General features: G+C 58.0%; 20 protein-coding genes. 13 read left to right on the plus strand and 7 right to left on the minus strand.

Annotated elements, in window-relative coordinates; all coding sequences use genetic code 11:
• Positions 1-7: 7 nt before the first annotated feature.
• The 4 genes from AC1RNA_RS02985 (at position 8) to AC1RNA_RS03000 (ending at position 4,163) form a co-directional block, all read left to right on the plus strand.
• Positions 8-1,294: an NAD(P)/FAD-dependent oxidoreductase gene (locus AC1RNA_RS02985; protein WP_492950187.1), complete on the plus strand. Its 1,287-nt coding sequence runs from the start codon at positions 8-10 to the stop codon at positions 1,292-1,294.
• Between the two features lie 226 nt (positions 1,295-1,520).
• Positions 1,521-2,174 (plus strand): class I SAM-dependent methyltransferase, encoded by a 654-nt coding sequence (locus AC1RNA_RS02990; protein WP_492950188.1) that lies wholly within the window; start codon positions 1,521-1,523, stop codon positions 2,172-2,174.
• A gap of 28 nt (positions 2,175-2,202) precedes the next feature.
• Positions 2,203-2,610 carry a GtrA family protein gene (locus AC1RNA_RS02995; protein WP_492950189.1) on the plus strand — a complete coding sequence of 136 codons (408 nt, stop codon included), beginning with the start codon at positions 2,203-2,205 and terminating at the stop codon, positions 2,608-2,610.
• A complete protein-coding gene (locus AC1RNA_RS03000; protein ID WP_492950190.1) occupies positions 2,607-4,163 on the plus strand; it encodes a hypothetical protein in 1,557 nt (518 codons plus the stop codon). The genes AC1RNA_RS02995 and AC1RNA_RS03000 overlap by 4 nt, the downstream gene beginning before the upstream one ends.
• A gap of 103 nt (positions 4,164-4,266) precedes the next feature.
• Here AC1RNA_RS03000 and AC1RNA_RS03005 read toward each other — a convergent pair whose 3' ends face one another.
• Positions 4,267-4,953, minus strand: a complete 687-nt coding sequence (locus AC1RNA_RS03005) for a methyltransferase domain-containing protein (protein WP_492950191.1) — start codon at positions 4,951-4,953, stop codon at positions 4,267-4,269.
• Positions 4,954-5,170: 217 nt separating this feature from the next.
• Positions 5,171-7,270 (minus strand): glycosyltransferase family 2 protein, encoded by a 2,100-nt coding sequence (locus AC1RNA_RS03010; RefSeq protein ID WP_492950192.1) that lies wholly within the window; start codon positions 7,268-7,270, stop codon positions 5,171-5,173.
• 475 nt (positions 7,271-7,745) lie between these two features.
• Between AC1RNA_RS03010 and rfbB the strand changes: the two genes are divergently transcribed.
• The 4 genes from rfbB to rfbC are packed head-to-tail and all read left to right on the plus strand — an operon-like array spanning position 7,746 to position 11,182.
• The gene (gene rfbB / locus AC1RNA_RS03015; protein ID WP_492950193.1) at positions 7,746-8,825 is read left to right on the plus strand and encodes a dTDP-glucose 4,6-dehydratase; all 1,080 of its coding nucleotides are present in this window, start codon (positions 7,746-7,748) and stop codon (positions 8,823-8,825) included.
• A complete protein-coding gene (gene rfbD / locus AC1RNA_RS03020) occupies positions 8,759-9,745 on the plus strand; it encodes a dTDP-4-dehydrorhamnose reductase (RefSeq protein ID WP_492950194.1) in 987 nt (328 codons plus the stop codon). Before rfbB ends, rfbD begins: the two co-directional genes overlap by 67 nt.
• Position 9,746: 1 nt before the next feature.
• A complete protein-coding gene (gene rfbA, locus AC1RNA_RS03025) occupies positions 9,747-10,643 on the plus strand; it encodes a glucose-1-phosphate thymidylyltransferase RfbA (RefSeq protein WP_492950195.1) in 897 nt (298 codons plus the stop codon).
• Positions 10,640-11,182, plus strand: a complete 543-nt coding sequence (rfbC, locus tag AC1RNA_RS03030; protein ID WP_492950196.1) for a dTDP-4-dehydrorhamnose 3,5-epimerase — start codon at positions 10,640-10,642, stop codon at positions 11,180-11,182. Before rfbA ends, rfbC begins: the two co-directional genes overlap by 4 nt.
• 21 nt (positions 11,183-11,203) lie before the next feature.
• On the opposite strand, the gene AC1RNA_RS03035 is transcribed toward rfbC, so the two are convergent.
• Both AC1RNA_RS03035 and AC1RNA_RS03040 read right to left on the minus strand, forming a co-directional pair.
• A complete protein-coding gene (locus tag AC1RNA_RS03035; protein ID WP_492950197.1) occupies positions 11,204-12,952 on the minus strand; it encodes an NADPH-dependent assimilatory sulfite reductase hemoprotein subunit in 1,749 nt (582 codons plus the stop codon).
• Positions 12,953-12,963: 11 nt separating this feature from the next.
• Positions 12,964-14,796 (minus strand): assimilatory sulfite reductase (NADPH) flavoprotein subunit, encoded by a 1,833-nt coding sequence (locus AC1RNA_RS03040; RefSeq protein ID WP_492950198.1) that lies wholly within the window; start codon positions 14,794-14,796, stop codon positions 12,964-12,966.
• Positions 14,797-15,401: 605 nt separating this feature from the next.
• Here AC1RNA_RS03040 and AC1RNA_RS03045 point away from each other — a divergent pair.
• Positions 15,402-17,006 (plus strand): PAS domain-containing sensor histidine kinase, encoded by a 1,605-nt coding sequence (locus tag AC1RNA_RS03045; protein WP_492950199.1) that lies wholly within the window; start codon positions 15,402-15,404, stop codon positions 17,004-17,006.
• Between the two features lie 55 nt (positions 17,007-17,061).
• Positions 17,062-17,433: a hypothetical protein gene (locus AC1RNA_RS03050; RefSeq protein ID WP_492950200.1), complete on the plus strand. Its 372-nt coding sequence runs from the start codon at positions 17,062-17,064 to the stop codon at positions 17,431-17,433.
• Here the strand turns inward: AC1RNA_RS03050 and AC1RNA_RS03055 are convergent.
• The 3 genes from AC1RNA_RS03055 to AC1RNA_RS03065 all read right to left on the minus strand — a co-directional run bounded on the left by AC1RNA_RS03055 (position 17,430) and on the right by AC1RNA_RS03065 (position 19,273).
• Entirely contained in the window at positions 17,430-18,110 is a 681-nt protein-coding gene (locus tag AC1RNA_RS03055) for a polysaccharide biosynthesis/export family protein (protein WP_009338841.1), read from the minus strand. The genes AC1RNA_RS03050 and AC1RNA_RS03055 overlap by 4 nt on opposite strands.
• Positions 18,111-18,232: 122 nt before the next feature.
• Positions 18,233-18,889: a peptide-methionine (S)-S-oxide reductase MsrA gene (gene msrA, locus AC1RNA_RS03060; RefSeq protein WP_492950201.1), complete on the minus strand. Its 657-nt coding sequence runs from the start codon at positions 18,887-18,889 to the stop codon at positions 18,233-18,235.
• Between the two features lie 66 nt (positions 18,890-18,955).
• Complete coding sequence (locus tag AC1RNA_RS03065; protein ID WP_009338837.1) at positions 18,956-19,273, minus strand: hypothetical protein; 318 nt, start codon at positions 19,271-19,273, stop codon at positions 18,956-18,958.
• A 314-nt stretch (positions 19,274-19,587) separates the two neighbouring features.
• On the opposite strand from AC1RNA_RS03065, the gene rpsT reads away from it, so the two are divergent.
• From rpsT to dnaN, 3 genes are all read left to right on the plus strand, one after another.
• Entirely contained in the window at positions 19,588-19,854 is a 267-nt protein-coding gene (rpsT, locus tag AC1RNA_RS03070) for a 30S ribosomal protein S20 (RefSeq protein ID WP_009338835.1), read from the plus strand.
• A gap of 1,213 nt (positions 19,855-21,067) precedes the next feature.
• Entirely contained in the window at positions 21,068-22,501 is a 1,434-nt protein-coding gene (dnaA, locus tag AC1RNA_RS03075; RefSeq protein WP_009338833.1) for a chromosomal replication initiator protein DnaA, read from the plus strand.
• Positions 22,502-22,673: 172 nt separating this feature from the next.
• The gene (gene dnaN / locus AC1RNA_RS03080; protein ID WP_009338831.1) at positions 22,674-23,792 is read left to right on the plus strand and encodes a DNA polymerase III subunit beta; all 1,119 of its coding nucleotides are present in this window, start codon (positions 22,674-22,676) and stop codon (positions 23,790-23,792) included.
• Positions 23,793-23,931: the final 139 nt, after the last annotated feature.

Below are 23,931 nucleotides of genomic sequence, written 5' to 3' on the forward strand. Positions count from 1 at the left end.
GTGAGGCATGAGCCATATTGTCGTGCTGGGCGCGGGCCCGATGGGATTGGCGGCGGCGCAACGGGCCGTAACGCTCGGGCATCAGGTTGATTTGCTGGAAGCAAGCAGCGAAGTCGGGGGCATGGCTGCTCACTTCGACTTTTCCGGCGTTTCAATCGAACGATTCTACCATTTCATCTGCAAATCGGATCAACCGACGTTTGATCTGATGAAAGAGCTCGGCATCTTCGACAAAATGCGGTGGGCCAACACATCCATGGCTTATTACACCCATGGCAAGATCCACAAATGGGGCGATCCCATATCGTTGCTGCGATACCCTCACCTCAGCATTATCGAAAAATTGCGCACCGGATGGCAGATGTTTTTGACGACAAAAGCCAGCAACTTCGCTGCGATCGAGCATCTGACCTCCCGAGAATGGATCGAACGCGGGTCCGGCAAATCGGTTTACGCCAAGCTCTGGAAACGGCTTCAGGAGTTGAAATTCTATGAGCTCGCCGATGAAGTTTCCGCATCATGGATAGCCACCCGCATCAAGCGCATCGGGAATTCCAGAAAATCCATCTTTCAGGAACAACTCGGATACATCGAGGGCGGATCAAAGACGCTGATGCATGAAATCGCCAATAACATCCAACGTAAAGGCGGGCGAATTCATCTTGGAGCTCAGGCCGATCACGTGCGCGTCGAAGACGGACGTGTAACAGGCGTCTTCGCTGCGGGTGCAAACTATCGAGCGGATGCGGTCATTTCCACGATACCGATCCCTTTCATCAACGACCTCATACCGGATCTGCCTCAAGGCTTTCGGGACAGATACGCATCCATCCGGAACATCGGAGCCATTTGCGTTCTGTTCAAATTGAAAAAATCGGTCACGCCGCACTTCTGGCTGAACATCGTCGATGACAGCATGGATATTCCCGGCCTGATCGAATTCTCCAACCTGCGGCCGGTCGGCTCAACGATCATCTATGCGCCCTATTACATGCCGACCAGCCAACCCAAATGGAAATGGGAAGACCGTCAGTTCATCGAACAGGTGAAGGGTTACATCAAGCGCATCAATCCTTCGATCACCGACGACGATATCCTCGATACGAAGGTCGCACGCCTGCGCTACGCACAGCCCATTTGCGAGCCTCATTTCCTCGACAAGCTTCCGCCAGTCCAAACGCCTGTCCGCGGCCTGCAAATCGCAGATACTTGCTTCTACTATCCAGAGGATCGAGGCGTGGCCGAAAGCATCAGGCTTGGGCGCCGAATGGCAGAAGCCGCATCTCTTTCCTAACGCTGATATTTCCGAGATCGAGTTTCACAGCTGCCGCCGGTTCTCTGCCGAGCATGGAAAACGCACACCTAATGCACAGAAACTGGCTCTGGGCGGTACCTTGATGCATTCTTCATCGATGCTAATCTCTCGGAATCCTCCAGCGTACAAAGCCATTTGCGCACGCTATAGCGATGACAACCTAGCCTATCGACGGCACCCGCAACCGAGATCAATAGACTATTCCATGAACGACCTTTCCAGCATTTACAAGGCACGCTTTTCCAACACAGGACTCGAAAAGAGAAAGCGTGTATGGAACGTGCTGTGCAGCCAGTTCTTCCAAAGCTACGTCCCGCGATCTTCTGCAATCCTCGATCTTGCATGCGGCTATGGCGAGTTCATCAATAACATCGGAGCTTCGAAGAAGTACGCCGTAGACCTCAACCCCGATGCGCCTAAATACCTTGGGTCGGATATAGGCTTTCGCCTCACCCCTGCTTACGATCTGTCTCATTTCGCGGATGACAGCCTGGACCGTGTTTTCACCTCGAATTTCCTCGAACATCTTCCCGACAAAGCCGCGTGTGATGCCGTTCTGAAGGAGGTCCGGCGCGTTTTAAAACCGGGCGGCCAGTTCATGATCCTTGGCCCCAATATCCGCCACGCGTATCGCGAGTATTGGGATTATTACGATCATTATTTGCCACTATCCCACCTGTCGCTTGTCGAAGGCCTAGTGTTGGCAGGCTATACGCCGAGAACGGTGCTTGACCGCTTTCTGCCATACACGATGAATAATACAGCACCGACGACAGATTGGATTATTCATTTATATCTTCGGATTCCACTTGCCTGGAAGATATTCGGCAAGCAATTCTTTGTCGTTGCAGAAAAATGACCACCTCAACTGCTACCCCGGTGACGCTGTGAAACATCAATTCATACGCTTCATACTTGTTGGGGCAATCGCTGCGGCAGCTAACATAGTCAGCCGTATCCTTTTTTCTCAATTTACCAATTTCGAATACGCGATCGTATTGGCCTACTTTATTGGCATGACAATAGCATTCGTCCTGTCGCGCCATTTTGTATTTGACGGTAACGAAAGTCGGATTGAGGGCCAGATTGCCCGCTTCGTCATCGTCAACTTAGTTGCACTTGTGCAAATCTGGATCATCAGCGTCGGCCTTGCGACTCTTGCGTTTCCGTTCATCGGATTCACATGGCGCGCCGAACTCGTTGCCCACACCATCGGCGTCCTGAGTCCTGTGATAACAAGCTATCTGGGACATAAGCACTTTACATTTCGGAAATCGCTCGGCGGGAACGCATGACTAAACTTGGCCATCCCAGCAATAATCGCAAGCTCGACCTTCCACCTTCTCAAGGTTCAAAGACTCTTAGTTGTATTTTACTAGCGTCTTTGATTCTCATTGTGATCGGCGCAAAATTCCTGCTCATTAAAAATTATGGCTTGATGGTTCCCTACTGGGACCAATGGGATGCGGAAGCAAGCAACTTATATAAACCTTACCTGAACTCCGACCTGTCGATAGTCTCCCTATTTTCGCCTCACAACGAGCATCGCATTTTTCTAACACGTATCTTGTCGTTACTTCTTCTTGAATTGAACGGAGGATGGAATCCACTTTTTCAAATGATCATAAATGCATTTCTGCACGCACTATCAATTTGCATTCTCTCCACTCTCATTCTCAAGATTATTGATATCTCTCAACGAGGTATTTTTCTCTTTTTCACTGCGTTAGTTTTTGCCTTGCCTATTGGCTTTGAGAATTCACTGAGCGGCTTCCAAAGCCAGTTCTATTTCATAGAAATATTCTCATTCCTTGCGATTGCAGCTCTTGTCCGGGCGAAAGCTTTCGGCCCGCTATGGTGGCTTGGTACCTTGTGGTCGGTTCTTGCGTACTTCTCGCTGGCATCCGGTGCACTTACTGTCGCATCCATCTTTCTGGTTGTCGCGTGCCAAATCTTTCTTCGGTTGCGACGCGGAGCAAAGGAAATGGTTGCTGCGGCAATACTTTTGATCCTTGCATTCACAATGATCTGCTTTGTGCCTCACATACAAGGGCATGATCAGCTCGGCGCACACAGCCTGCGTCAGTTTCTCGGCGCGTATTTCCGTTTTCTTGCGTTTCCTTTTGGGAATGCTGGAGTGATCCTTGCGTTGCCAATGGCCATTTATGGATTGTACATTTTGCGGGGCCGCATTGAACTCAACTCCCCCCACTGGGCCATTATGGGCTTGATTTTGTGGCTGCTCGCACAAGCAACGTCCATCGCCTATGGCCGCGCTGCAGCTAGTACCTCATCCAGATATCTCGACTTAGCGATTATCGGATTGCCTCTGAATCTTGGCATCTTGTTGTTTGCCCTGCGCACGGAATTCATCGCGCGTCGCGTAATAATTACAGTAGCCGCAGTATGGCTGACTTTGACGACTGCACAACTGATGTGGAAGACTTCTAAGGTAATTCTTCCGGATGCAAGCCTCCACCACGAATACAGCGTACAGCAAGAACTCAACGTAAAAAAATATCTAGCAGGCGATCAAACCGCCCTGCGAGGTAAGCCATGGCAAACGATCCCATATCCGCAGTCAGATCGCCTCGAAATGTTATTGTCGGATCCGACGATTAGATTGTTCCTGCCGGAAGGCTTTCGATCCAATCAAGACCGCTCCGAATTCGACAAGCGAGCCTTTCTTGCCGGGCGTACAAGAACAGCGTTTCAAAACCTAACTTCCGACACTCTAAAATATTCATACGTCTTTTTGTCATTAGGAATCGGACTCGCATTCTTGACGATCCTGCTGACTTGTGAAGAGGCTTGTCTTAAAAGGGTCCCCAAGGCTACGGATACCTAGAGCCGGTATCGATCTCAAAAGAACTCTTCCTAACCGCATCTCTGCATCGCTGGCCGACTCTCCTGTATCGAGCTAGACATTCCATGCTCGGGCCTTGGTGAAGTTATTTCTTTTGCAAAACAGCAGCGAATTCCAGATTGTTTCTGGCCGTGGTATGTACCGATAGAACCTCCAAGTTGGACATTTTCAGTTCAACAAGCGAATTCATAATGGCCGTGAAACTTGATGGCGTAAAGTACCAAGCATGAACGTCAGAATAGCAACCCTGCTCAAGACCCAAGATCAATTTCCGCTCGTCATCTAGACTGAAATTTTCATTCCCGGCTGGAGCGCCATGATCGCCAGACCAGTGACGGCGGGGATCGTTGTGCGTGGATAACGTTGCATGCAGCTTATGAGACGCCAGCGTGTGCAGTAATCGCTTCTCTACATATGCGGTCATGACGCTACCTATGGTCGATAGCGGCATGAAATGATCGAAACAGTATCGTTTGTCCGGGATAATCAGCAAATAGCGACCGTCTGTATTCAGTAAGCGCTCGACCGCCTGTAAATGACGGACAAGATCGGGCTGATGTTCTATACAATGACTACTGACAACAAAATCAAAAGTGAAATCGACAATACCAAGATCTCCGTGGCTTGAAACATAATGGATATCGACGGGAGAATCCGCATTGTAATTGTGCTTAGCCGCTCGAATTATTAGCTTCTCTTTATCCAAAACATCGAAGTAGCGAACATTTTCCCCGCGCACCAGCGGATTAGTAAACGGGCCTATTTCAAGCACTGTATGGCGCGTATCAATACAGGCAATAAGCTCTTTCTTCGTGATCGGATAAGCCGTCGATCCGAAAAGACGATAGACAGCACGCGTTGGCCTGAACCTCGTCGGCCTGCTGGAGAAGAACCCTTTTGCCGGAGATATTTAGTCAATGCGCTCATACGAAACCATCAATCTCCACTTAAGATTTCTCGAATAAATCCAGATAATGTCCTGTTAAGAGTCATGCCTGAGGCGAGACTTCAGTATTTACGCTTCGCCATGGAAAGACAACACGCGGAGGAAAGGCCAACTCAACCCCCGAGTGCTCCAGAGAAAGGCTGGGATGATGGAACGGATCGCAGCAAAGAATACCCCCCCACCGCTCCTGTATATATTTCATCTCACCTTGAAGCCGCTTGAGATTTTTTCCTGCGGTGTCCGCGCCTCGACTCTTGGACTCATGATGCGTCAAGACTGCAAATGGCGTAAAGATGATCCGGTATCCAGCCTGCCGAATCCGAATACATAAATCGACATCATTATACGCCACTTGCAAATCCGCCTCATTGAATCCCCCGATCTCGTCGAATACGGATTTTCTGATCGCCATACAGGCAGCAGTTACGCACGAAACATCCCGCGCGATCCCGAGCGCCCCATAGTATCCTGAAGCCTTTTCCGGCTCCGATATATAAAGATGACCGGCAACCCCTCCGATCCCTAGAACAACGCCTGCATGCTGAATGGTTCTGTCGGGATACAGCAGCTTGGCGCCGACTGCGGCCACATCAGGCTGCAGCAGATAACGCACCATCTCCTTCAACCAAGCAGGGTCGATGATTTCAGTGTCGTTGTTGAGAAGCAGCAATATATCGCCTTTCGCTACCTTTGCCGCCTGATTATTAATGCGGGAGTAATTGAAGGGCCCGGAACAATCGACCACGACAGCACCGGAGCGCCTTGCCTCTTCGAAGAATATTGCGGTTTCCGTTTCAATGCTTCCATTATCCGCCAGAATGATTTCAATATCGGGATAGTCGGTGCGGCGAAGCCCATTGAGGCACGCCTTTAAAAGATCCGCGCGATCACGAGTCGGAATAATCACGCTCACTTTCGGCCAACGATCAGGATCGCTTCGGACGACACGATGAAACCCATCGATCGCCGCTGTAACAACAACTGTCTGGCCTGCGGCATGGAAATGTTCGGCGATTGCCTTACGCGCTGAATCCGTAGCCCGTTCGCGCTGCGTCGATGAAAATGTTCCGGCATCTCCATAGATTCGCCAGTGATACAGAATATGCGGCACATGTATAATCGGAGCTTTCGTCGACGCGATTGCGCGCAGCACAAGATCATAATCCTGGCTGCCCTCCACGCCAGACCGAAAGCCACCCAAACTGCGCATCATCGAGGCGCGAATGACCGTGAGGTGGTTTAAGTAATTCTGGCCGTATAATCTCTCGGGATTCCAGTCCGGCTTGAAGAAATGATCGTAGCGCCTCCCCTTTTTGTCGAGCTTGTCTTCATCAGAATAAAAAATGTCTGAGTCTGGATGGCGATTGATATAAGTGGCCACTGTCGCAAGCGCGTGCGCCGGAAGAACATCATCGTGATCGAGGAGGGCAATATAGTCCCCGTCCACGAGCTCAAGCGCCGAATTAGTGGCTGCGCTAATGCCGCCATTCTTTTCTCGCAACACAAATTTGATTCGGCCTTCGTCGTCAGACAAGCTTTCCAGGAAGCCTCGGACGTGCGGCTCTGGCGAGGCATCATCCACAAGACATAATTCCCAGTTCTTATAAATCTGGCTTTTGACCGATGAGACCATTTCCGCGAGAACATGCTGCGGAGTGTTATAGACAGGAACAACGATGGAGAATTTGGGTTTGATTTTCAGTTTGGAGACAAATTGAGAGATGCGCTCCTCTTCGCCAGCGTACAGCGTGTCATAACGATCGATCCACTCACAATACATCAATCGCCGCACGAAGCTTTCGTTCATCCTCAATAATCGAGCGATAAGCGAAAAGACCCCAGATATTCCGCTTTTCGAGAGCCGTTCGCGATGTCGAAATGCCACGCGCCATAATGCTTCAAGTCGGGGCAATCGACGGACCCTCACACTGAGATCCGATCTGCCAGATGCCCCCTGCTCATCCCGCACGATCAGGACAACGCCGTTTATCTGGCTGGACATCCGCAAGACTTCGCGGATCGTTCCAGATTTTCCGGGAGCGATTTGGACCTTCAGCTCCGGCATCTCACCGGACTGCTGCATGAGGAAATAGCGACGCCCTTCTCCATGCGCCCGCACACTGTCGACGACCTGAATATCCACCCAACCGCGCCATCCTCCTCGCGGAGGATCGAGATCAAATCGTTGGGCAGACCCATCGTACGTGAATGTACTTCTGGTTCCTCGAAGACGGGCCCCGATCCTGCAAATTAACCTGAAAAGGCCCATTATCGTCCTACAAGTAAACAGATAGAAATTACGGATTGTACCGCACCCTTAGAGCGCCCGCGGCTATTTCAAAAACACACCGACACTTCAGGATGTGGCATCGATCAATCCTGCTTACGCATCTTTATCAACATCACCGAATCTAAAGTGACTATCGATGATGCCAACGCAGACAACTACCCGCCGAGACCGCACACCAGATTAGCTTAGCGGCGGACCGATAATGAGATTTTGCCGCTGGTTTCAGCGTGTCCAAACATCTCATATCCTGTATAAACCTCGCCTTCAGTAACAGGCTCCCCAGTGGACCATGCTGCTATCTCATTGATTTCACTAGAAATTGTGTCGAATGACCGCGCCATCTTCTCCTCCCATCCTCGTCACCGGTGGTGCGGGATTTATCGGCTCGAATTTCATTCGGGTCTGGCTGGCGCGCGAGACCGCGCCAATCGTTAATCTCGACAAGCTGACTTATGCAGGCAATCTCGAGAACTTCAGCGATCTCACCAATCAGCGACTTGAATTCGTTCACGGCGACATTGGTGATATCGCGCTACTTAAGAAGCTGCTCGCGCGCGTGCGCCCGCGTGCCATCGTCAATTTCGCGGCGGAGTCCCATGTCGACCGCTCCATACATGGCCCGGGCGATTTCATCGCGACCAATGTGGTCGGCACGTTTCACCTGTTAGAGTGCGCGAGGGAATATTGGCTGCACCTGGACAAGGCGGAGCAGGATGCGTTCCGCTTCCTCCATGTCTCGACAGACGAGGTCTACGGCACTCTGTCCGCGGACGATCCGGCCTTCTCCGAAACCAATGCTTATCTGCCGAACAGCCCTTATGCTGCATCGAAAGCCGCGTCGGATCATCTCGTCCGCGCCTGGTATCACACCTACGGGCTTCCGGTTATCACGACAAACTGCTCGAACAATTATGGCCCGTATCAGTTTCCCGAAAAACTAATCCCGCTGATGATCCATAATGCCATCACCGGCAAGCCGCTGCCTGTCTATGGCGACGGACTTCAGATCCGGGATTGGCTCCATGTCGAGGATCACTGCGAAGCCATCAGGTGCGTCCTCGCCGCAGGCCAACTCGGCGAGACTTACAACATCGGCGGCAACAGCGAAAAAGCCAACATCGATGTGGTTCATACGCTTTGCGGCATCCTGGATGCCGAGCATCCCCGCTCCGATGGACAGCCCTATAAGACTCAGATCGCATTCGTAAAGGACAGGCCCGGACACGATCGTCGCTATGCCATCGATGCCACGAGGATCAAAAATGAACTCGGCTGGACACCGAAGGAAACCTTCGAATCCGGCCTGCTCAAAACCGTCCGCTGGTATCTTGCCAACTCGACATGGACCGACCGCGTGATCTCCGGCGCATATCGCGACTGGATCCAGAAGAATTATTCGGCACGGTGACGGCTTTGCGCATTTTGCTGCTGGGCAAAGACGGTCAGGTCGGCACATCTCTGCAACCCCGGTTGGCAAAGCTCGGAGACGTTTCTGCGCATAACCGCACGACCTGTGATCTCGGCGACGCAGGACAATTGCGGAATGTCATTCAGGCAACTCGTCCCGATCTGATCGTCAATGCCGCAGCCTACACCGCTGTCGACAAAGCCGAGACGGATGCAGACCTTTGCTACAGGATCAACGCCGAAGCTCCCGCTATTCTCGCCGAGGAAGCCAAAGCCTTGGGCGCATGGCTCATCCATTATTCAACGGACTATGTTTTCGACGGCACCAAAGCGACGGCCTATGCCGAAAACGATCCGCCTTCTCCGCTCAGCGTCTATGGCCGTTCGAAACTCGCCGGCGATGACACCATTGCATCGACCCTCCCGGATCACTCTATTCTGCGCGTAAGCTGGGTCTATGGGGCCGCAGGCCAAAATTTCGCAAGGACGATTTTAAAGCTCGCTTCCGAGCGAGACGAATTGCGGATCGTCGCCGACCAGTTCGGCGCCCCAACATCGGCTGACCTGATTGCGGACACCACGGCTGAAATCATCACGCGCTATCTCGCTTCACCCAATCGCGGAGATGCTGCGCTCGCTCGCGGGGTTTTCAACCTTGCTCCTTCGGGACGCACATCCTGGCATCACTATGCCGTCGAGCTCGTACGCGAGGCAAAACGGCAAGGCTGGCCGCTCAAACTCTCCGAAGACAAGATTATCCCTATTTCAACGAAAGACTATCCGACGCCCGCCGCGCGCCCCAAGAATTCCCTACTCGATACGACAAAACTGCGCCATCTGCTTGGCTCCGACCTTCCCCAATGGCAGACTCCGCTGCGGGGATTTATTGCCCAATTACATGACGTGAACAGACAGGCTTGATATGGCTTTTGACCGCAAGAGAAAGGGTATCGTTCTGGCCGGCGGCTCGGGCACTCGCCTGCACCCGGCAACGATCGCCGTCAGCAAACAGCTCCTGCCGGTCTTCGACAAGCCCATGATCTATTACCCGCTGACCGTGCTGATGCTGGCGGGCATCCGTGAAATCCTGATCATTTCCACCCCCCAGGACACGCCGCGCTTCGTGCAGCTTCTGGGCGACGGCTCAAAATGGGGTATGCGGCTTGAATATGCCGTTCAGGAGCGACCGGAAGGGTTGGCTCAGGCGCTGACGATTGCCGCTCCTTTCGTCGGCCAGGACGATGTCACGCTCGTCCTCGGCGACAACATCTACTATGGGCATGGATTGCCGGACCTGCTGGACTCGGCCTCCAACCGCAAAAGCGGAGCGACCGTTTTCGCGTATCGCGTCCACGATCCGGAACGCTACGGCGTAGTTGAGTTCGACAAAAGCCATCGTGCGCTGTCAATCGAGGAAAAACCGCAAAAGCCGAAATCCTCTTACGCTGTCACGGGCCTTTATTTCTACGACAACGATGCGATCGCCCATGCGCGAGCGATCAAGCCCTCTACGCGCGGCGAACTGGAAATCACCGACGTCAACCGGCGCTATCTCGATGCAGGCCTTTTGAACGTCGAGATTCTGGGCCGCGGGTTTGCATGGTTCGATACCGGCACACATGAATCTCTTTTGGAGGCAAGCCAGTTCGTCGCGACACTCGAGCACCGCCAGGGTGTGAAGGTCGCCTGCCCCGAAGAAATCGCGTTCAACCAGAAATGGATCGATGCGGCGCAACTCGATACGCTCGCCACGGCGCTCGGCAAGACCGGTTATGGCAAGTACCTGAAAGATCTGCTGCGCGAGGAGACCGCATCATGAAAGTGACGGCGACCGCGTTGGACGGCGTCATGGTGATCGAACCGCAGGTTTTTCACGACACGCGTGGCTATTTCTTCGAGAGCTTCAATTATCAGCGCTTTCGCGAGTTTGTCGCGGATGTCCCGTTCGTTCAGGACAATCAGTCATTCTCGAAAAAAGGTGTCGTGCGCGGCCTGCATCATCAGATCGCCCCGAAGGCTCAGGGCAAGCTCGTGCGGGTACTTGCGGGAGAGATTTACGACGTCGCCGTCGATATCCGGCGCAACTCGCCCCAGTTCGGGCAATGGACCGGAATCATCCTCAGCGCGGACAACAAGAAGCAACTCTGGATTCCGGAAGGGTTCGCCCACGGCTTTCAGGTTCTGAGCGAAACCGCCGAAGTGCTGTACAAAACGACGGATTACTGGTCCGCCGAACACGAGCGCGCGATCCGCTGGAACGATCCGACCCTTGCGATCGACTGGCCCCTCAAAATGAACCCTGTCGTGTCAGACAAGGACAATGACGCGCCCCTCTTGAGCGCGGCAACCCTCGCCTAGACGACATTTGCCGCACGCGCATCAGTCGTTGAAGTAGCGCCCTTCCTTCACCTCCGCGACATAACCCGCGCGGATGGCGAAGTCCCCGAAATGCTCGCCTTCCTTGCGCTCACGCGCGAAGTGTCCGAGCACCTTGTCGAGGGCTTCCAGAATTGCCGGCTCGCCGACATTCTCCAGATACATCTTGTTCAGGCGCTGGCCGTGGAAGCCGCCGCCGAGATAAAGATTGTATTTGCCCGGCGCGCGGCCGGTCAGCGCGATCTCCGCAACATAGGGCCGCGCGCAGCCATTCGGGCAGCCCGTCATGCGGATGGTGATCGGCTCATCCTTGAGACCGTGCGCACCCAGCAGGGTTTCGATCTTGGTAATAAGGTCGGGCAGATAGCGTTCGCTCTCGGCCATTGCGAGACCGCAGGTCGGCAACGCCACACACGCCATCGAATTCAGCCGCAGGCCGCTGCGGGTTTCGAATTCATCGAGCCCGTACTGCTTCATCACCGCCTCGATCGCCGGTCTGTCCTCCGGCGCGATGTCGGCGATGATGAGATTCTGGTTCGGCGTGAGGCGGAAATGCCCCTTGTGGATGCGGGCAACCTCGCGCAGGCCATCCATCAGCGGGCGGCCGGGCTGGTTGATGACACGGCCGTTTTGAATGAACAGCGTGCAGTGCAGACGGCCGTTCTCGCCCTTGATCCAGCCGAGCGGATCGCCGTTCGAGGTGAAGGCGTAGGGCTTTGCCGGGTCCAGATCGAACCCTGCCCGGCGCTCGATCTCGGCCTTGATCCAGTCGAGGCCCTTGTCGTCGATGGTGTATTTGAAGCGCGCGTGCAGACGATCGACCCGATCGCCATAGTCGCGCTGCACCGACATCACCGCATCGATGGTCGGAAACAGCTTTGCGGCATCGATGTAGCCGATAACGCTCGCAAGTCGTGGATAGGTCTTCGGCGCCTGATCGGTGCGGCCAAGGCCGCCGCCAATGGCGACGTTGAAGCCCTTGAGCTTGCCGCGCTCGACGATGGCGATGAGCCCCAGATCCTGCGAGTAAACATCAATGTCGTTGCTCGGCGGGATCGCAAAGCCGATCTTGAACTTGCGGGGCATGTAGGTGCGCCCGTAGAACGGCTCCTCACTGCCATCCGGCACCTTCTTGACGGTGGAGGGATCGCGCTCCTCCTCGTACCAGATTTCACGATAGGCGCCGGTGCGATGCAACGCATGTTCGCTCGCCTGCTTGGCGAGCGCATAGACTTCGGCATGCGCCTTCGAGACGAGCGGGTTCACAGTAGCCATCACGCCGCGGGTGTCGTCGCCGCAGGCGGCCTTGGTGTCGAGCAACACCTCACGCAGCCCCTGCAAGGCCGGGCGCAGATTGTGCTTGAGCACATGATGCAACTGGAAGGTCTGACGCGTGGTCAGGCGCACCGTGTCGCCGCCATAGGCGCGGCCGAGTTCGTCGAGCTTGAGCCACTGGCTCGGGCTGCAGACGCCACCCGGCAGACGCACGCGCGCCATGAAGGAAAACGCGGGCTCGAGTTTCTGGCGGCGGCGCTCATCGCGGATGTCACGGTCATCCTGCTGGTAGATGCCGTGAAACTTCATCAGCTTGTTGTCGCTCGGATCGACCGACAGTGTGATCGGGTCCGCGAGACTCTTGGCGATGGTGCCACGCAGCTGGTCGCTGTTGGCCTTCAGCGTCTCGTCGGGGCCGAGCTTGTCGAGCGGCTGCGACCGATCGCGGCTGCGATCAACTTCAACTTTTACATCCATCACGCGCGCCTTCAGTAAACGTCGAGCAGGTAGCGGCGATCGCGCTGCAACTCGGTCAAATATTCGTTCGCCGCCTCATGGCTCAATCCGCCATGCGTCTCGACCACACTGGCGAGCGCCGCATGCACGTCGGGGGCCATATGGGCGGCATCGCCGCAGACATAGACCTGCGCCCCTTCCTCGAGCCAGGCGTAAATATCGCGGCCCTGTTCGCGCAGCCGATCCTGCACATAGACCTTGTTCGCGCCATCGCGCGAGAAGGCGACGTCCATCCGGCTCAGCGCGCCGCTCTTGAGCAGCGCCTGCCATTCGACCTGATAGAGAAAATCGCTGCGGAAATTACGTTCCCCAAAGAACAGCCAGGAGCGGCCCGAAGCCGCTTCGGCCTCGCGCTGCTGCATGAAGGCGCGATAAGGCGCGACCCCCGTGCCTGCACCGATCATGATGATCGGCACGTCATTGGCGGGGAGATGGAAGTGCGCGCTCGGCTGGATATAGATCGGCAGCGTGGCGTCCTCGTCCGTCAGAGAGGCGAGATAGCCGGAGGCGACGCCTGCGCGCGGCACGTCGTGCAGATTGTAGCGCACGGTGCTGACCGTGAGGTGGACCTCATCCGGCGCAGCCGCGAGGCTGGAGGCGATCGAATAAAGCCGCGGCTGCAACGGTCGCAGACCGGCGAGCAGCTTGGTAGGCTCGATTCCCGTCGCCGGGAAGCGGTTCACGATGTCCAGGACATGGTGGTTGTGCAGGAACGCGGTGCGCGCCGCACCTTCTTCGGGGCTGCGCAACTGTTCCAGCTCCGAAGAGCCGGTAATGGACGCCCAATGGTCAAGGAAGCGCGGCGTCGCGGCAGTAATTTCAAAAGCGCTGCCGAGCGCTTCGTGGAGTGGCAAGGTCTGCTGCTTCACCGTCACAGGGGCGTCGGCCTGCAATTTCAGCTTCTCGATCAGAGATGCGACCAGCGCCGGATTGTTGCGCGGCACGACGCCGAGCGCATCACCCGGCTGATAGTTCAGCCCGGAATCCGCCAGCGACAACTCGATATGCCGCGTTTCCTTGCTGGAACCACGGCCCGTGAGCACGATGTTGTCGATCACGCTCGCCGCAAATGGATTCTTCTTGTCGAACGATGCCACTTGCGCGGGAGCGGCGGCAGACGAGGCGGCCACCGGCGTTGCGGCGGAGGCCTGCGCGACAGGCGCCAGGCGATGCAGCACGTCGGCATGCCAAGCGGCGGAAGGCTCCTCGTAATCGACATCGCAATCGACGCGATCGGCGATACGCTGCGCGCCCAGTTCCTCAAGGCGGCGGTCGATGCGCTTGCCGGCTTCGCAATATTTCTCATAGGTGGAATCGCCAAGCGCAAGCACCGCGAACCGCAGTTGCGGCAGCTTCGGCGCCTTGCGGCTTTCCAGGAACTCGAAGAAACCGACACCGGCCTGTGGCGGGTCGCCCTCGCCATGGGTCGAGGTGATCACGACGAGATCCTGCTCATCCTTCAGGCCGCGCACCTTGTAGTCGGCCATGCTGGCCGCGCTGGCATTGATGCCCTGCGCCTTGGCGTCCTGCGCGAAGGCCTTGGCGAGCGCGGCGCTGTTGCCGGTCTCGCTGGCGTAAAGGACGGTCAAGGTCCGGCTGGCGACGGCGGGCGCGAGCGTCGCGGCTGGCGGCACCTTTTCCACCACAGCCGTAGCGGAACCGGTCCTCAGGCGGAAGGAATCGCTGACCCCGGAGAAATAGCCGCTGATCCAGGTCGCCTGCTCCGGCGACAAGGTCGTCGCCAGCGAGCTGATCTGCTGCCACTGGTCTTCGGAAAGCGCCGGGCCGGGGAATACTTTTGTCATTGCAACCTTGCTCTCGATGCAGCGCGAACCCATGGTTCGCGGAGGCGCCTTCGCTTCAAAACGCGGCTGCAGGACCACTCGCCTGCGCGCCATTTCGGCGAAGGACAACATCGTTGTGCAACTTCATATGGGCCGATGCAAACGCGATGCGAGCCATGCGCAGCATCCGGAAAATTGAAGTTATGCCTGCAAAAGAAGGCTCTTTTGCAAGCGCATGAACGAGCGAAATGTCCGTGCTGCGTCCCGGACCGCGGCGAGAATATCCTTCTGTCGGAACCCGGCATTTACCCTCTTGCGCCATCGAAAAAATATTTTCGTGACCCGGCAAAGCACATGGCCGGCTCGCCGGTTTCCGGAATTTTCGTGACAGATTCGCCGGGTCTCACCGCCCGGCCGCCTTCCTTCCGGGCATTTGAAGACCGGCCGAGGGAACGGCCCGATGCATACCCCAGAGAGGCACCCGACAAATCCGCTGACGCCCCGCCGGTAACCATCCGAACGGTTTTGCGGCCCCGGGACGCCGGAAAAGGCTGGAACGAACGGGGCTTGCCGATGTTAGTGAGGCGGACGAGCGGCTTCACGGAAAGCCCGTTTTTTGAGGGGTCATGGAATTTTCTGACCGTTACGCCGCATCCCTGACAGACGATGGCCGCTACCGCCTGCTGGTCGAAGCAGTGACGGACTACGCCATCTATATGCTCGACCCCAACGGCATCATCACAAGCTGGAATCCCGGCGCTGAGCGCTTCAAGGGATATACGGCGAGTGAAATCATCGGCCACCATTTCTCCCGCTTCTATTCCGAATCCGATCGCGCCGACGGCCTGCCCGAGCGGGCGCTGGAGACAGCACGGAAAGAGGGCAAGTTCGAGAGCGAGGGCTGGCGCATCCGCAAGGATGGCACGAAGTTCTGGGCCTACGTCATCATCGATCCGATCCGCGCTCCGGATGGAAGCGTGGTCGGCTACGCCAAGATCACGCGCGATCTCACCGAGCGGCGCAACGCGCAGCTCAATCTCGATCAGCACCGCGAGGCGCTGCTGCATTCGCAGAAAATGGAAGCCATCGGCCAGCTCACCGGCGGCATCGCACACGATTTCAATAATCTGCTGATGGCCGTCATGGGCAGCCTCGAATTGATGCGCAAGCGGCTGCCAGACGATCCCAAACTTCATACCCTACTCGAGAATGCGATGCAGGGTGCCCGCCGCGGCTCGACGCTGACGCAGCGCATGCTCGCCTTCGCGCGCCGGCAGGACCTCGTGCAGACTGCCGTCGACATTCCCAATCTGATCCGCGGCATGACCGAACTGCTACAGCGATCGCTCGGCCCGTCCATCGATATCCAGACGCAATTTCCGCTGGTGATTGCTCCGGCTCTGACGGATGCCAATCAACTCGAAATGGCGCTGCTCAATCTCGCCGTGAACGCGCGCGACGCCATGCCGGACGGCGGCCAGATCGTGATCGCCGCGCGCGAGGAAAGCGTGTCCGAGCAAAACCGACTGGCCCTCGCACCGGGGTCATACATCTGTCTCAGCGTCGAGGACGGCGGCACCGGCATGGACGCCGACACATTGCGCCGCGCGGCCGAGCCGTTCTTCACCACCAAGGGGCCCGGCAAGGGCACCGGCCTCGGGCTGTCGATGGTGCATGGCCTGACTGAACAATGCGGCGGCCGCTTCGTGCTCCAAAGTGCAGCCGGCAAGGGCACCACCGCTGAACTGTGGCTGCCGGTCGCCAAACCGAAATTGTCGGTCACACCGCCCGCCTTGCAGATTGTCCAGCCTACTCCCGATCAGGAGTCGCTGGTCGTACTCGCGGTCGACGACGACATACTGGTGCTGACCAACACCATCGCGATGCTGGAGGACCTCGGCCATGTCGGGTTGGCCGCCTCGTCGGCGAAGGAAGCACTCGACATCCTGCAAACCCGTGATGGTGTCGATCTCGTCATCACCGATCAGGCGATGCCGCACACGACCGGCCTGCAGCTCATCACCGACATCAAGACGCAGTGGCCCGATCTTCCCGTGATCCTTGCCACCGGCTATGCCGAACTCGAACGTGGCGCCGGCGACAACGTGACGAAACTGCCGAAGCCTTTCACCCAGGCCGAGCTTGGGCGTGAAATCACGGAAATGAACCGCCGCTCTCCGCGCAAGGGAGCCGGACAGGTTCTGAAATTCCGGCAGGGTGCCGTATCGTGAATTGACCGTTGGCAATTCCGCTTGCCTTCAGGCGCGGGAATGCAACAATCGCAGCATGATGAAAGTCGCCCTCAGCTTAAGATCCGCAACATTTGGGGCTTGCCTCGCGCTCGTGACAGGCGCCGCATTGTCCTCATCCGCGATGGCGCAGGACACCGTGCGGTCCCCCTTCACCTCGACGCTGTCGAACACCACGCCGCTTGCCTTCGGGATGGATGCTGAGAGCGCGGCGGCGGCACTCGGCGCACCGCTGACTTATGTGAGCGGATCGCCGGGCAACGAGACCTTCGCCGTCATCCGCATGGTCAACGGCGACGGCTTCCTGTTTCGCAAGGACCCGCTTTATCTGCAATTCCGCCATGGCCGCCTCACCGGATGGAAGGGCGACTGGAGCCGCAGCTGGCTTGGTCGATCGCCGATGTTCTAAAACCAGCGCTCGCCGACGAGAATGGTATCGCCGGGCTTGAGTGTGGTTGCGAGCGGCACTGTGGTGGTCACAGGACCCGCCGGATAGGTCCGTGTCAGCTTGACGTCCTGCCGCTGCGCGCGCGGCGTGAAACCGCCTGCGATCGCCACCGCGCTTTCCGCCGTCATGTTCGGCACGTAAGGATACTGGCCCGGTGCCGTGACTTCACCGAGGATAAAGAACGGCCGGTAGGCCTCGATCTCCACCGCCACATAAGGCTCGCGGATATAGCCGTGCTTGAGGCGCGCGGTGATCACGCCCGCGAGTTCGGCCGGCGATAATCCCTTCGCACGCACGCCGCCGATCAATGGCATCGTGATCGAGCCGCCGGCATCGACCGCATAGGTGTTGGTCAGTCCTTCCTGACCAAAGACGACGATGCGCAGCTTGTCGCCAGCATCAAGCCGGTATGGGCCTTCCGTCGCGGCATAGGCATTGGCGACATTCGCAGGGATCGCGGCGTTCGCCGGTACCACCACGGGTGCACAGCGCTCGGCGGTGCAGGACGCGGTCTTGTAGATCAGCGCATCGAGATCGGCGCGCGGCGCAACGGCAGGCGGCGCAGAGGCACGCATGCAGCCCGACATCGCGAGCGCAATCAGGGTGACGACAATCAGTGACACGCGAGACGGCCGCACCAAACGCTCCGGGCTTGCCCTTTCTCAAGAAAGGGGTTTGCTCCGGTGTGCAGCACTTATGGTTAACAAAGGGTAAGTGGCGCGGGATCGGCGCTTCCCCGACAGGGAAAGCGCCTTTTCATTCAAGCATTGACGCCGATACCAATCTGGCAGGACACGCCGGTACCGCCAAGGCCGCAATAGCCGCCCGGATTCTTGGCGAGGTATTGCTGATGATAGTCCTCGGCAAAATAGAAATGCTCCAGCGGCGCGACCTCAGTGGAGATCGCAGCATAGCCCTTCTCCGAAAGCGCCTTCTCGTAGGCCGCCTTCGAGGCCAAGGCTGCCTTCATCTGCGCCTCGCTCGTCGTGTAGATCGCCGAGCGATACTGGGTGCCGATGTCATTGCCCTGCCGCATGCCCTGCGTCGGATCGTGGCTTTCCCAGAACGTCTTCAGAAGCGTCTCGTAGGAGATTTTGGCCGGATCGAACACCACGAGCACCGCTTCGGTGTGCCCGGTCAGGCCGCTGCAGGCTTCCTCATAGGTCGGGTTGGGCGTGACACCTCCGGCGTAGCCAACTGCAGTGACGTACACGGCATCGCCGAGTTGCCAGAACTTGCGCTCCGCACCCCAGAAGCAGCCAAGCCCGAACACGGCGGTTTCCATGCCCGCGGGATAAGGCCCTTTCAACGCATGCCCGTTGACGAAATGGGCCCGTGCGGTCGGGATCGGGTCGGGCCGTCCGGGCAGCGCCTCGGCGGCGGTCGGAACGGTGAGCGGCTTGCGGGCAAAGAACATGGCGGTCTCCTGCGCTGTGACGAGGATATAGGTACTACGCAGGCGACCGCGAAAGGTTACGCCCGCTCAGTCCCGCCCATAGCCGATCAGCGGCTTGGCCGGGCGGCACAGCACCAGAAGCGCGATGCCGAGGACGCCCAGCACCACGCAGGTCGGCTGATGCAGAACGACCTTCACAACATGGTCCCACAGGAACATCGAGGTGTCCTCGACCTTCGCCTGAAAGGCCCGCTGGCTCGCCTGATTGATGTCATTCCAGAAGTCGCCGAGGCGGGTCAGACGCAGGGTCTGGTCAGCGATCGAGCGCGCGCCGTCATAAACCAGGAAGATGAAAGCCCCCGCCAGCAGCAGCAGGCCAATGAGGCGAAACAGACCGCGGAACATGAGCCCCCCTTGCCAGACGAAGCGGCAATACCGGGCAAAGCCGTAAAATTCAACCGAATCCGCCCGGTTTCCCTCGAATCCGGGCCATTCCCGGGCCGGGGAAGTCGTTGACGGTCGAAAGTCGCCCCCTTATAAGGAGGCCCAATTGGCGGCGGAGAAATCCGGCCGCCGCTGTTCTTTGAGGCGCGCCCTCATTCTCTGACAGGCGCAGGCTCCGGGACGCGGAACATCATCATTATCGCATCGGCCGTGTGGCCGAGCACGACCAGCCCGGCCTCTTTAAACGGAGTGCCGCCGAAGGACGCAAAGAGACCATGGCCAATACCACCTCCGCCAAGAAGGCGACCCGCAAGATTGCCCGCCGCACTGCGATCAACAAATCCCGCCGCACCCAGATGCGCGGATCGGTTCGTTCGGTCGAGGCTGCGATCGAGAAGGGCGACCGCACTGCTGCCCTCGAGGCGATGAAGCAGGCCGAGCCTCAGCTCATGCGCGCCGCTCAGCGCAACATCATTCACAAGAACAATGCGAGCCGGAAGGTATCGCGCCTCACCGCGCAAATCGCCAAGCTCGCCAAGTAAACGATCAAGTCCATCATCCCTGCTCCCGCAGGATGCATTGAAGGCCCGGCAATGCCGGGCCTTTTGTTTTTGGGATCGCGCCGCACCATGCGCGCGTAACCATTCTTGTGCGGCGGCACGTCACATCGTACGCAACGGCATCCGCAAAAAAGCAACCACTCACACGCCGCTCTTGCGCGCTGCATCGCGCCGCCGCGCGGTTTCGCGCTGTCAATAGCCACGCCGCACGCACGCATCGGCGCACCCAAAGCTACCCTGTTGCGACGAACAGAAATTAGCGCGACTCGATAATCACTTATCGGCATAGCGTGACAGACCACTTTGAAAGCGCCGCACCGCTCTGGTGAATCGTAAATGATTTATGAATTTATTTTGGCGTACCCAAGTTTTGTGACAACGCCTGACGTTCACGAATCTGTCCGGAGATTCAAAAAGTTGGCGATGCGTATCGCGACCCTCCCCAACACCGTGCCGCTGACGCTCAAATTTTTTCGTCACGCGCCAAAAATCATTCCATTGCGGGAAGTTTAGCCTCGTGTATTTCTTACTTCGTCGCGGCGCATCGCGGCTGATCGGATCGAATGGCCCTTGGTGAAACAAGGTCCCTTGATCGAAAGGCCAAGGGCGGACGTGCAAATCAAAGTGCAGGTTTAGCGACGCTTCCTCAGCGATGATGGAGAAGGAAACTCACACAGTTTGTGAGAATGGCTTGCTATGTCGGAATTCGTCTTCCCCGTCCGGGTCACAGGCACGGGAGAAAAGCCGGAACGCAGAGCAGTCTCCTTCATTGACGCTGGGGAATGTAGAGGAACGGTACGGGCAGGCGGGTCACAAGACGGCGAAGGCGTTGGGCGCCAGGCAGCCGCGATTTAAAAATTGAAATGACTTAAGCTCGCTGCGGCCCACGTAGCGAGAGGGGGGAGAATTATGCCTTTCGAGACGTCTTTCGACATTCTCGGCCTTCACTCCGCAACGGCAGACTCCGCAACGCAAGTCGGTCCGGCTGAAAGGCATCCCACGCGCGTCCTGCGCCATCGCGTGTTGCGGCCTCCCAGTACGCATCCAAATCCGCGCTAACCTTTTCGCTCTCGTCTCAGACCAATGATCGTACCGGCGCGTTTGCACCGAACGGGAAGCTGTCTGTGACGGGATGCGGAAGGAGACGCATTAACCGCCAAACCAACCAGAAACTCAAACCAGAAAAGCAAACGAAATGGCAATCGCAGAAGGCATCGAACAGGATCGTTGGACTCGCGTAAAAGGGCGGCTGCGCTCGACGGTGGGAGAGGACGTTTATTCAAGCTGGTTCGCGCGCATGGATCTTGAGCGCGTTGGCGGAGAAAGCGTGCATCTGTCGGTGCCGACACGCTTCCTCAAGAGCTGGATCCAGACCCATTATGCCGACCGCGTGCTGAGCTGCTGGCAGGCCGAACTGCCGGAGGTGAGCCGCGTGGATCTCACCGTGCGGACGCCGGTTCGCGCTCCCGTCGTGGCCAAGGATGCCAAGGCCAGCGTCGAGGAACGGTTGAGCGAGCACGAGCATCGCGGCCCTTCGGAGCTACGCTCGGTTGCGACCGTGCCGGTGTCGGCCAGCCATGAGGCGCTCGGCGGTTCGCCGCTCGATCCGCGCCTGACGTTTGCGACCTTCGTCGGCGGCCGCTCCAACACGCTGGCGCTCGCCGCCGCGCGTCAAGTCGCCGAAGGCCGCCGTGGCGACAACGTGATGTTCAACCCGCTCTACATCCACGCGGGCGTAGGCCTCGGCAAAACCCATCTGCTGCAGGCGGTGACCTGGGCCGGCAACTCGGCCGACCGCAAGGTGCTGTACCTGACCGCGGAAAAATTCATGTACGGCTTTGTCGCAGCGCTGAAAACGCAGACCGCGCTCGCCTTCAAGGAAGCGCTGCGCGGCATTGACGTGCTGGTGATCGACGACCTGCAGTTCTTGCAGGGCAAATCGACCCAGGCCGAGTTCTGTCACACCCTCAACGCGCTGATCGACGCCGGACGTCAGGTGGTGATCGCGGCGGACCGCCCGCCGTCCGATCTGGAGAGCCTCGACGACCGTGTCCGCTCGCGCCTCGCAGGCGGCTTAGTGGTCGAGATGGGCGCACTGGGCGAAGAATTGCGCCTCGAAATCCTCAAGTCGCGCGTCTCCGCCGCCCGTGCCCATCACGCGAGCTTCGATGTACCGCTGCCGGTGCTCGATTATCTCGCCAAAGCTATCACCCATAACGGCCGCGACCTCGAAGGCGCGATCAATCGCCTGCTCGCCCATTCCAAGCTGAACTCCACGCCGGTGACGCTGGAGATGGCGGAGCGTGAAGTCCGCGACCTGATCCGTCCGCAGGAGCCGCGCCGGGTCAAGATCGAGGACATCCAGCGCGTCGTCGCGCGGCAGTACAATGTCAGCCGCTCGGACCTGTTGTCCTCGCGCCGCACCGCCAATGTGGTGCGCCCGCGCCAGGTGGCGATGTACCTCGCCAAAACGCTGACGCTGCGCTCGCTGCCGGAGATCGGACGCCGGTTTGGAGGCCGCGACCACACCACCGTGCTGCATGCGGTGCGCAAGATCGAGTCGCTCGTCTCCAAGGACGTAGCGCTGTCCGACGAGGTCGAACTCCTCAAGCGGCAATTGCAGGAATAACGAGGAAACAGGCCGTTAAACGGCCTGTCCTCTCTTGCACAACGCCCCCAATCACGGCACCTTAGCCGCCCCGCGACGGGGCCGGGCGCCTCGCCTGCCCCTTCGTGGTGTCATGACCGGCGCGCCTTCGCGGCTGCCCGGTTTCCCAACGATCGATGGCAGGCGGAGTGTCATGAAAGTTACGGTCGAGCGCGCGCAACTGTTGAAGTCTCTGGGCCACGTCCATCGCGTGGTTGAACGCCGCAACACAATCCCGATCCTCGGCAACGTCCTGATCCGCGCCGACAACGCCCGGCTGAGCCTGAAGGCGACCGACCTAGATCTCGAAGTCACCGAAACCCTGCCAGCGGAGATCGCCACCGGCGGCTCCACCACCGTGCCCGCGCACATGTTCTACGACATCGTGCGCAAATTGCCGGACGGCTCGCAGATCGTGCTGGAGAGCGACGGCGAACGCGCGGTGCTCGCGATCCGCGCCGGACGCTCGCGCTTCACCTTGCAGACCCTGCCGGAGAGCGACTTCCCCGACCTCGCCGCAGGTGAGATGACCCATTCGTTCACGCTGTCCGCCGCCGACATGAAGCGCCTGATCGACCGCACCCAGTTCGCGATCTCGACGGAAGAAACCCGCTACTATCTCAACGGCATCTATCTGCATGCCGCGGGCTCCGGCAAGGAGCAGACGTTGCGCGCGGTCGCAACCGATGGCCATCGCCTCGCGCAATTCGACCTGCCGCTACCGAAAAGTGCCGTCGGCATGCCCGGCGTCATCGTGCCGCGCAAGACGGTCGGCGAAGTGCAGCGCCTGATCGAGGACAACGAGGCTGAAATTTCGATCGAACTGTCTCAGGGCAAGATCCGCTTCACCCTTGCCAATGTGGTGCTGACCTCGAAGCTGATCGACGGCACCTTTCCCGATTACGGCCGCGTCATTCCGCAGAACAATGAGAAGGAACTCATCGTCGACAAGCGCGATTTCGAGGCAGCCGTCGATCGCGTCTCCACGATTTCAAGCGAGCGCGGCCGCGCCGTGAAGCTCGCGCTCTCGGCAGGCAAGCTGGTGCTGTCGGTCGTCAATCCCGATTCCGGCAGCGCCACCGAGGAACTGGAGGTCGAATATGCCTCCGATCCGCTCGATATCGGCTTCAACTCACGCTACCTGCTCGACATCGCCGCCCAGATCCAGGGCGACGCCGCGGTGCTCAAGCTCGCCGACCCCGGCTCACCGACGCTGGTGCAGGACAAGGCCAACCGCGACGCGCTCTATGTGCTAATGCCAATGCGGGTGTGACGTCCCTTACTTCAGACTGTCATTGCCGGGCATAGCCGTTTGAAGAACGGCGTCGTTCCACTCGCCTACGCCCGGCAATCCATTGCTTGAAACTCCGGGCATCCTGAATTGTCCGCTAGCGCGGACGATGGATACGCGG

This window comes from Afipia sp. GW821-FHT14H12 (genome assembly GCF_058803465.1).

Excerpts from the sequence above, each read along its gene's own strand:
- rfbA (WP_492950195.1), top strand. The coding sequence starts at position 9,747 with ATGGCTTTTGACCGCAAGAGAAAGGGTATCGTTCTGGCCGGCGGCTCG.
- rfbB (WP_492950193.1), top strand. The coding sequence starts at position 7,746 with ATGACCGCGCCATCTTCTCCTCCCATCCTCGTCACCGGTGGTGCGGGA.
- rpsT (WP_009338835.1), top strand. The coding sequence starts at position 19,588 with ATGGCCAATACCACCTCCGCCAAGAAGGCGACCCGCAAGATTGCCCGC.
- AC1RNA_RS03050 (WP_492950200.1), top strand. The coding sequence starts at position 17,062 with ATGATGAAAGTCGCCCTCAGCTTAAGATCCGCAACATTTGGGGCTTGC.
- AC1RNA_RS03035 (WP_492950197.1), bottom strand. The coding sequence starts at position 12,952 with ATGGATGTAAAAGTTGAAGTTGATCGCAGCCGCGATCGGTCGCAGCCG.
- AC1RNA_RS03040 (WP_492950198.1), bottom strand. The coding sequence starts at position 14,796 with ATGACAAAAGTATTCCCCGGCCCGGCGCTTTCCGAAGACCAGTGGCAG.
- dnaN (WP_009338831.1), top strand. The coding sequence starts at position 22,674 with ATGAAAGTTACGGTCGAGCGCGCGCAACTGTTGAAGTCTCTGGGCCAC.
- AC1RNA_RS02985 (WP_492950187.1), top strand. The coding sequence starts at position 8 with ATGAGCCATATTGTCGTGCTGGGCGCGGGCCCGATGGGATTGGCGGCG.
- AC1RNA_RS03065 (WP_009338837.1), bottom strand. The coding sequence starts at position 19,273 with ATGTTCCGCGGTCTGTTTCGCCTCATTGGCCTGCTGCTGCTGGCGGGG.
- AC1RNA_RS02990 (WP_492950188.1), top strand. The coding sequence starts at position 1,521 with ATGAACGACCTTTCCAGCATTTACAAGGCACGCTTTTCCAACACAGGA.
- rfbD (WP_492950194.1), top strand. The coding sequence starts at position 8,759 with ATGGACCGACCGCGTGATCTCCGGCGCATATCGCGACTGGATCCAGAA.
- dnaA (WP_009338833.1), top strand. The coding sequence starts at position 21,068 with ATGGCAATCGCAGAAGGCATCGAACAGGATCGTTGGACTCGCGTAAAA.
- AC1RNA_RS03045 (WP_492950199.1), top strand. The coding sequence starts at position 15,402 with ATGGAATTTTCTGACCGTTACGCCGCATCCCTGACAGACGATGGCCGC.
- msrA (WP_492950201.1), bottom strand. The coding sequence starts at position 18,889 with ATGTTCTTTGCCCGCAAGCCGCTCACCGTTCCGACCGCCGCCGAGGCG.
- rfbC (WP_492950196.1), top strand. The coding sequence starts at position 10,640 with ATGAAAGTGACGGCGACCGCGTTGGACGGCGTCATGGTGATCGAACCG.
- AC1RNA_RS03000 (WP_492950190.1), top strand. The coding sequence starts at position 2,607 with ATGACTAAACTTGGCCATCCCAGCAATAATCGCAAGCTCGACCTTCCA.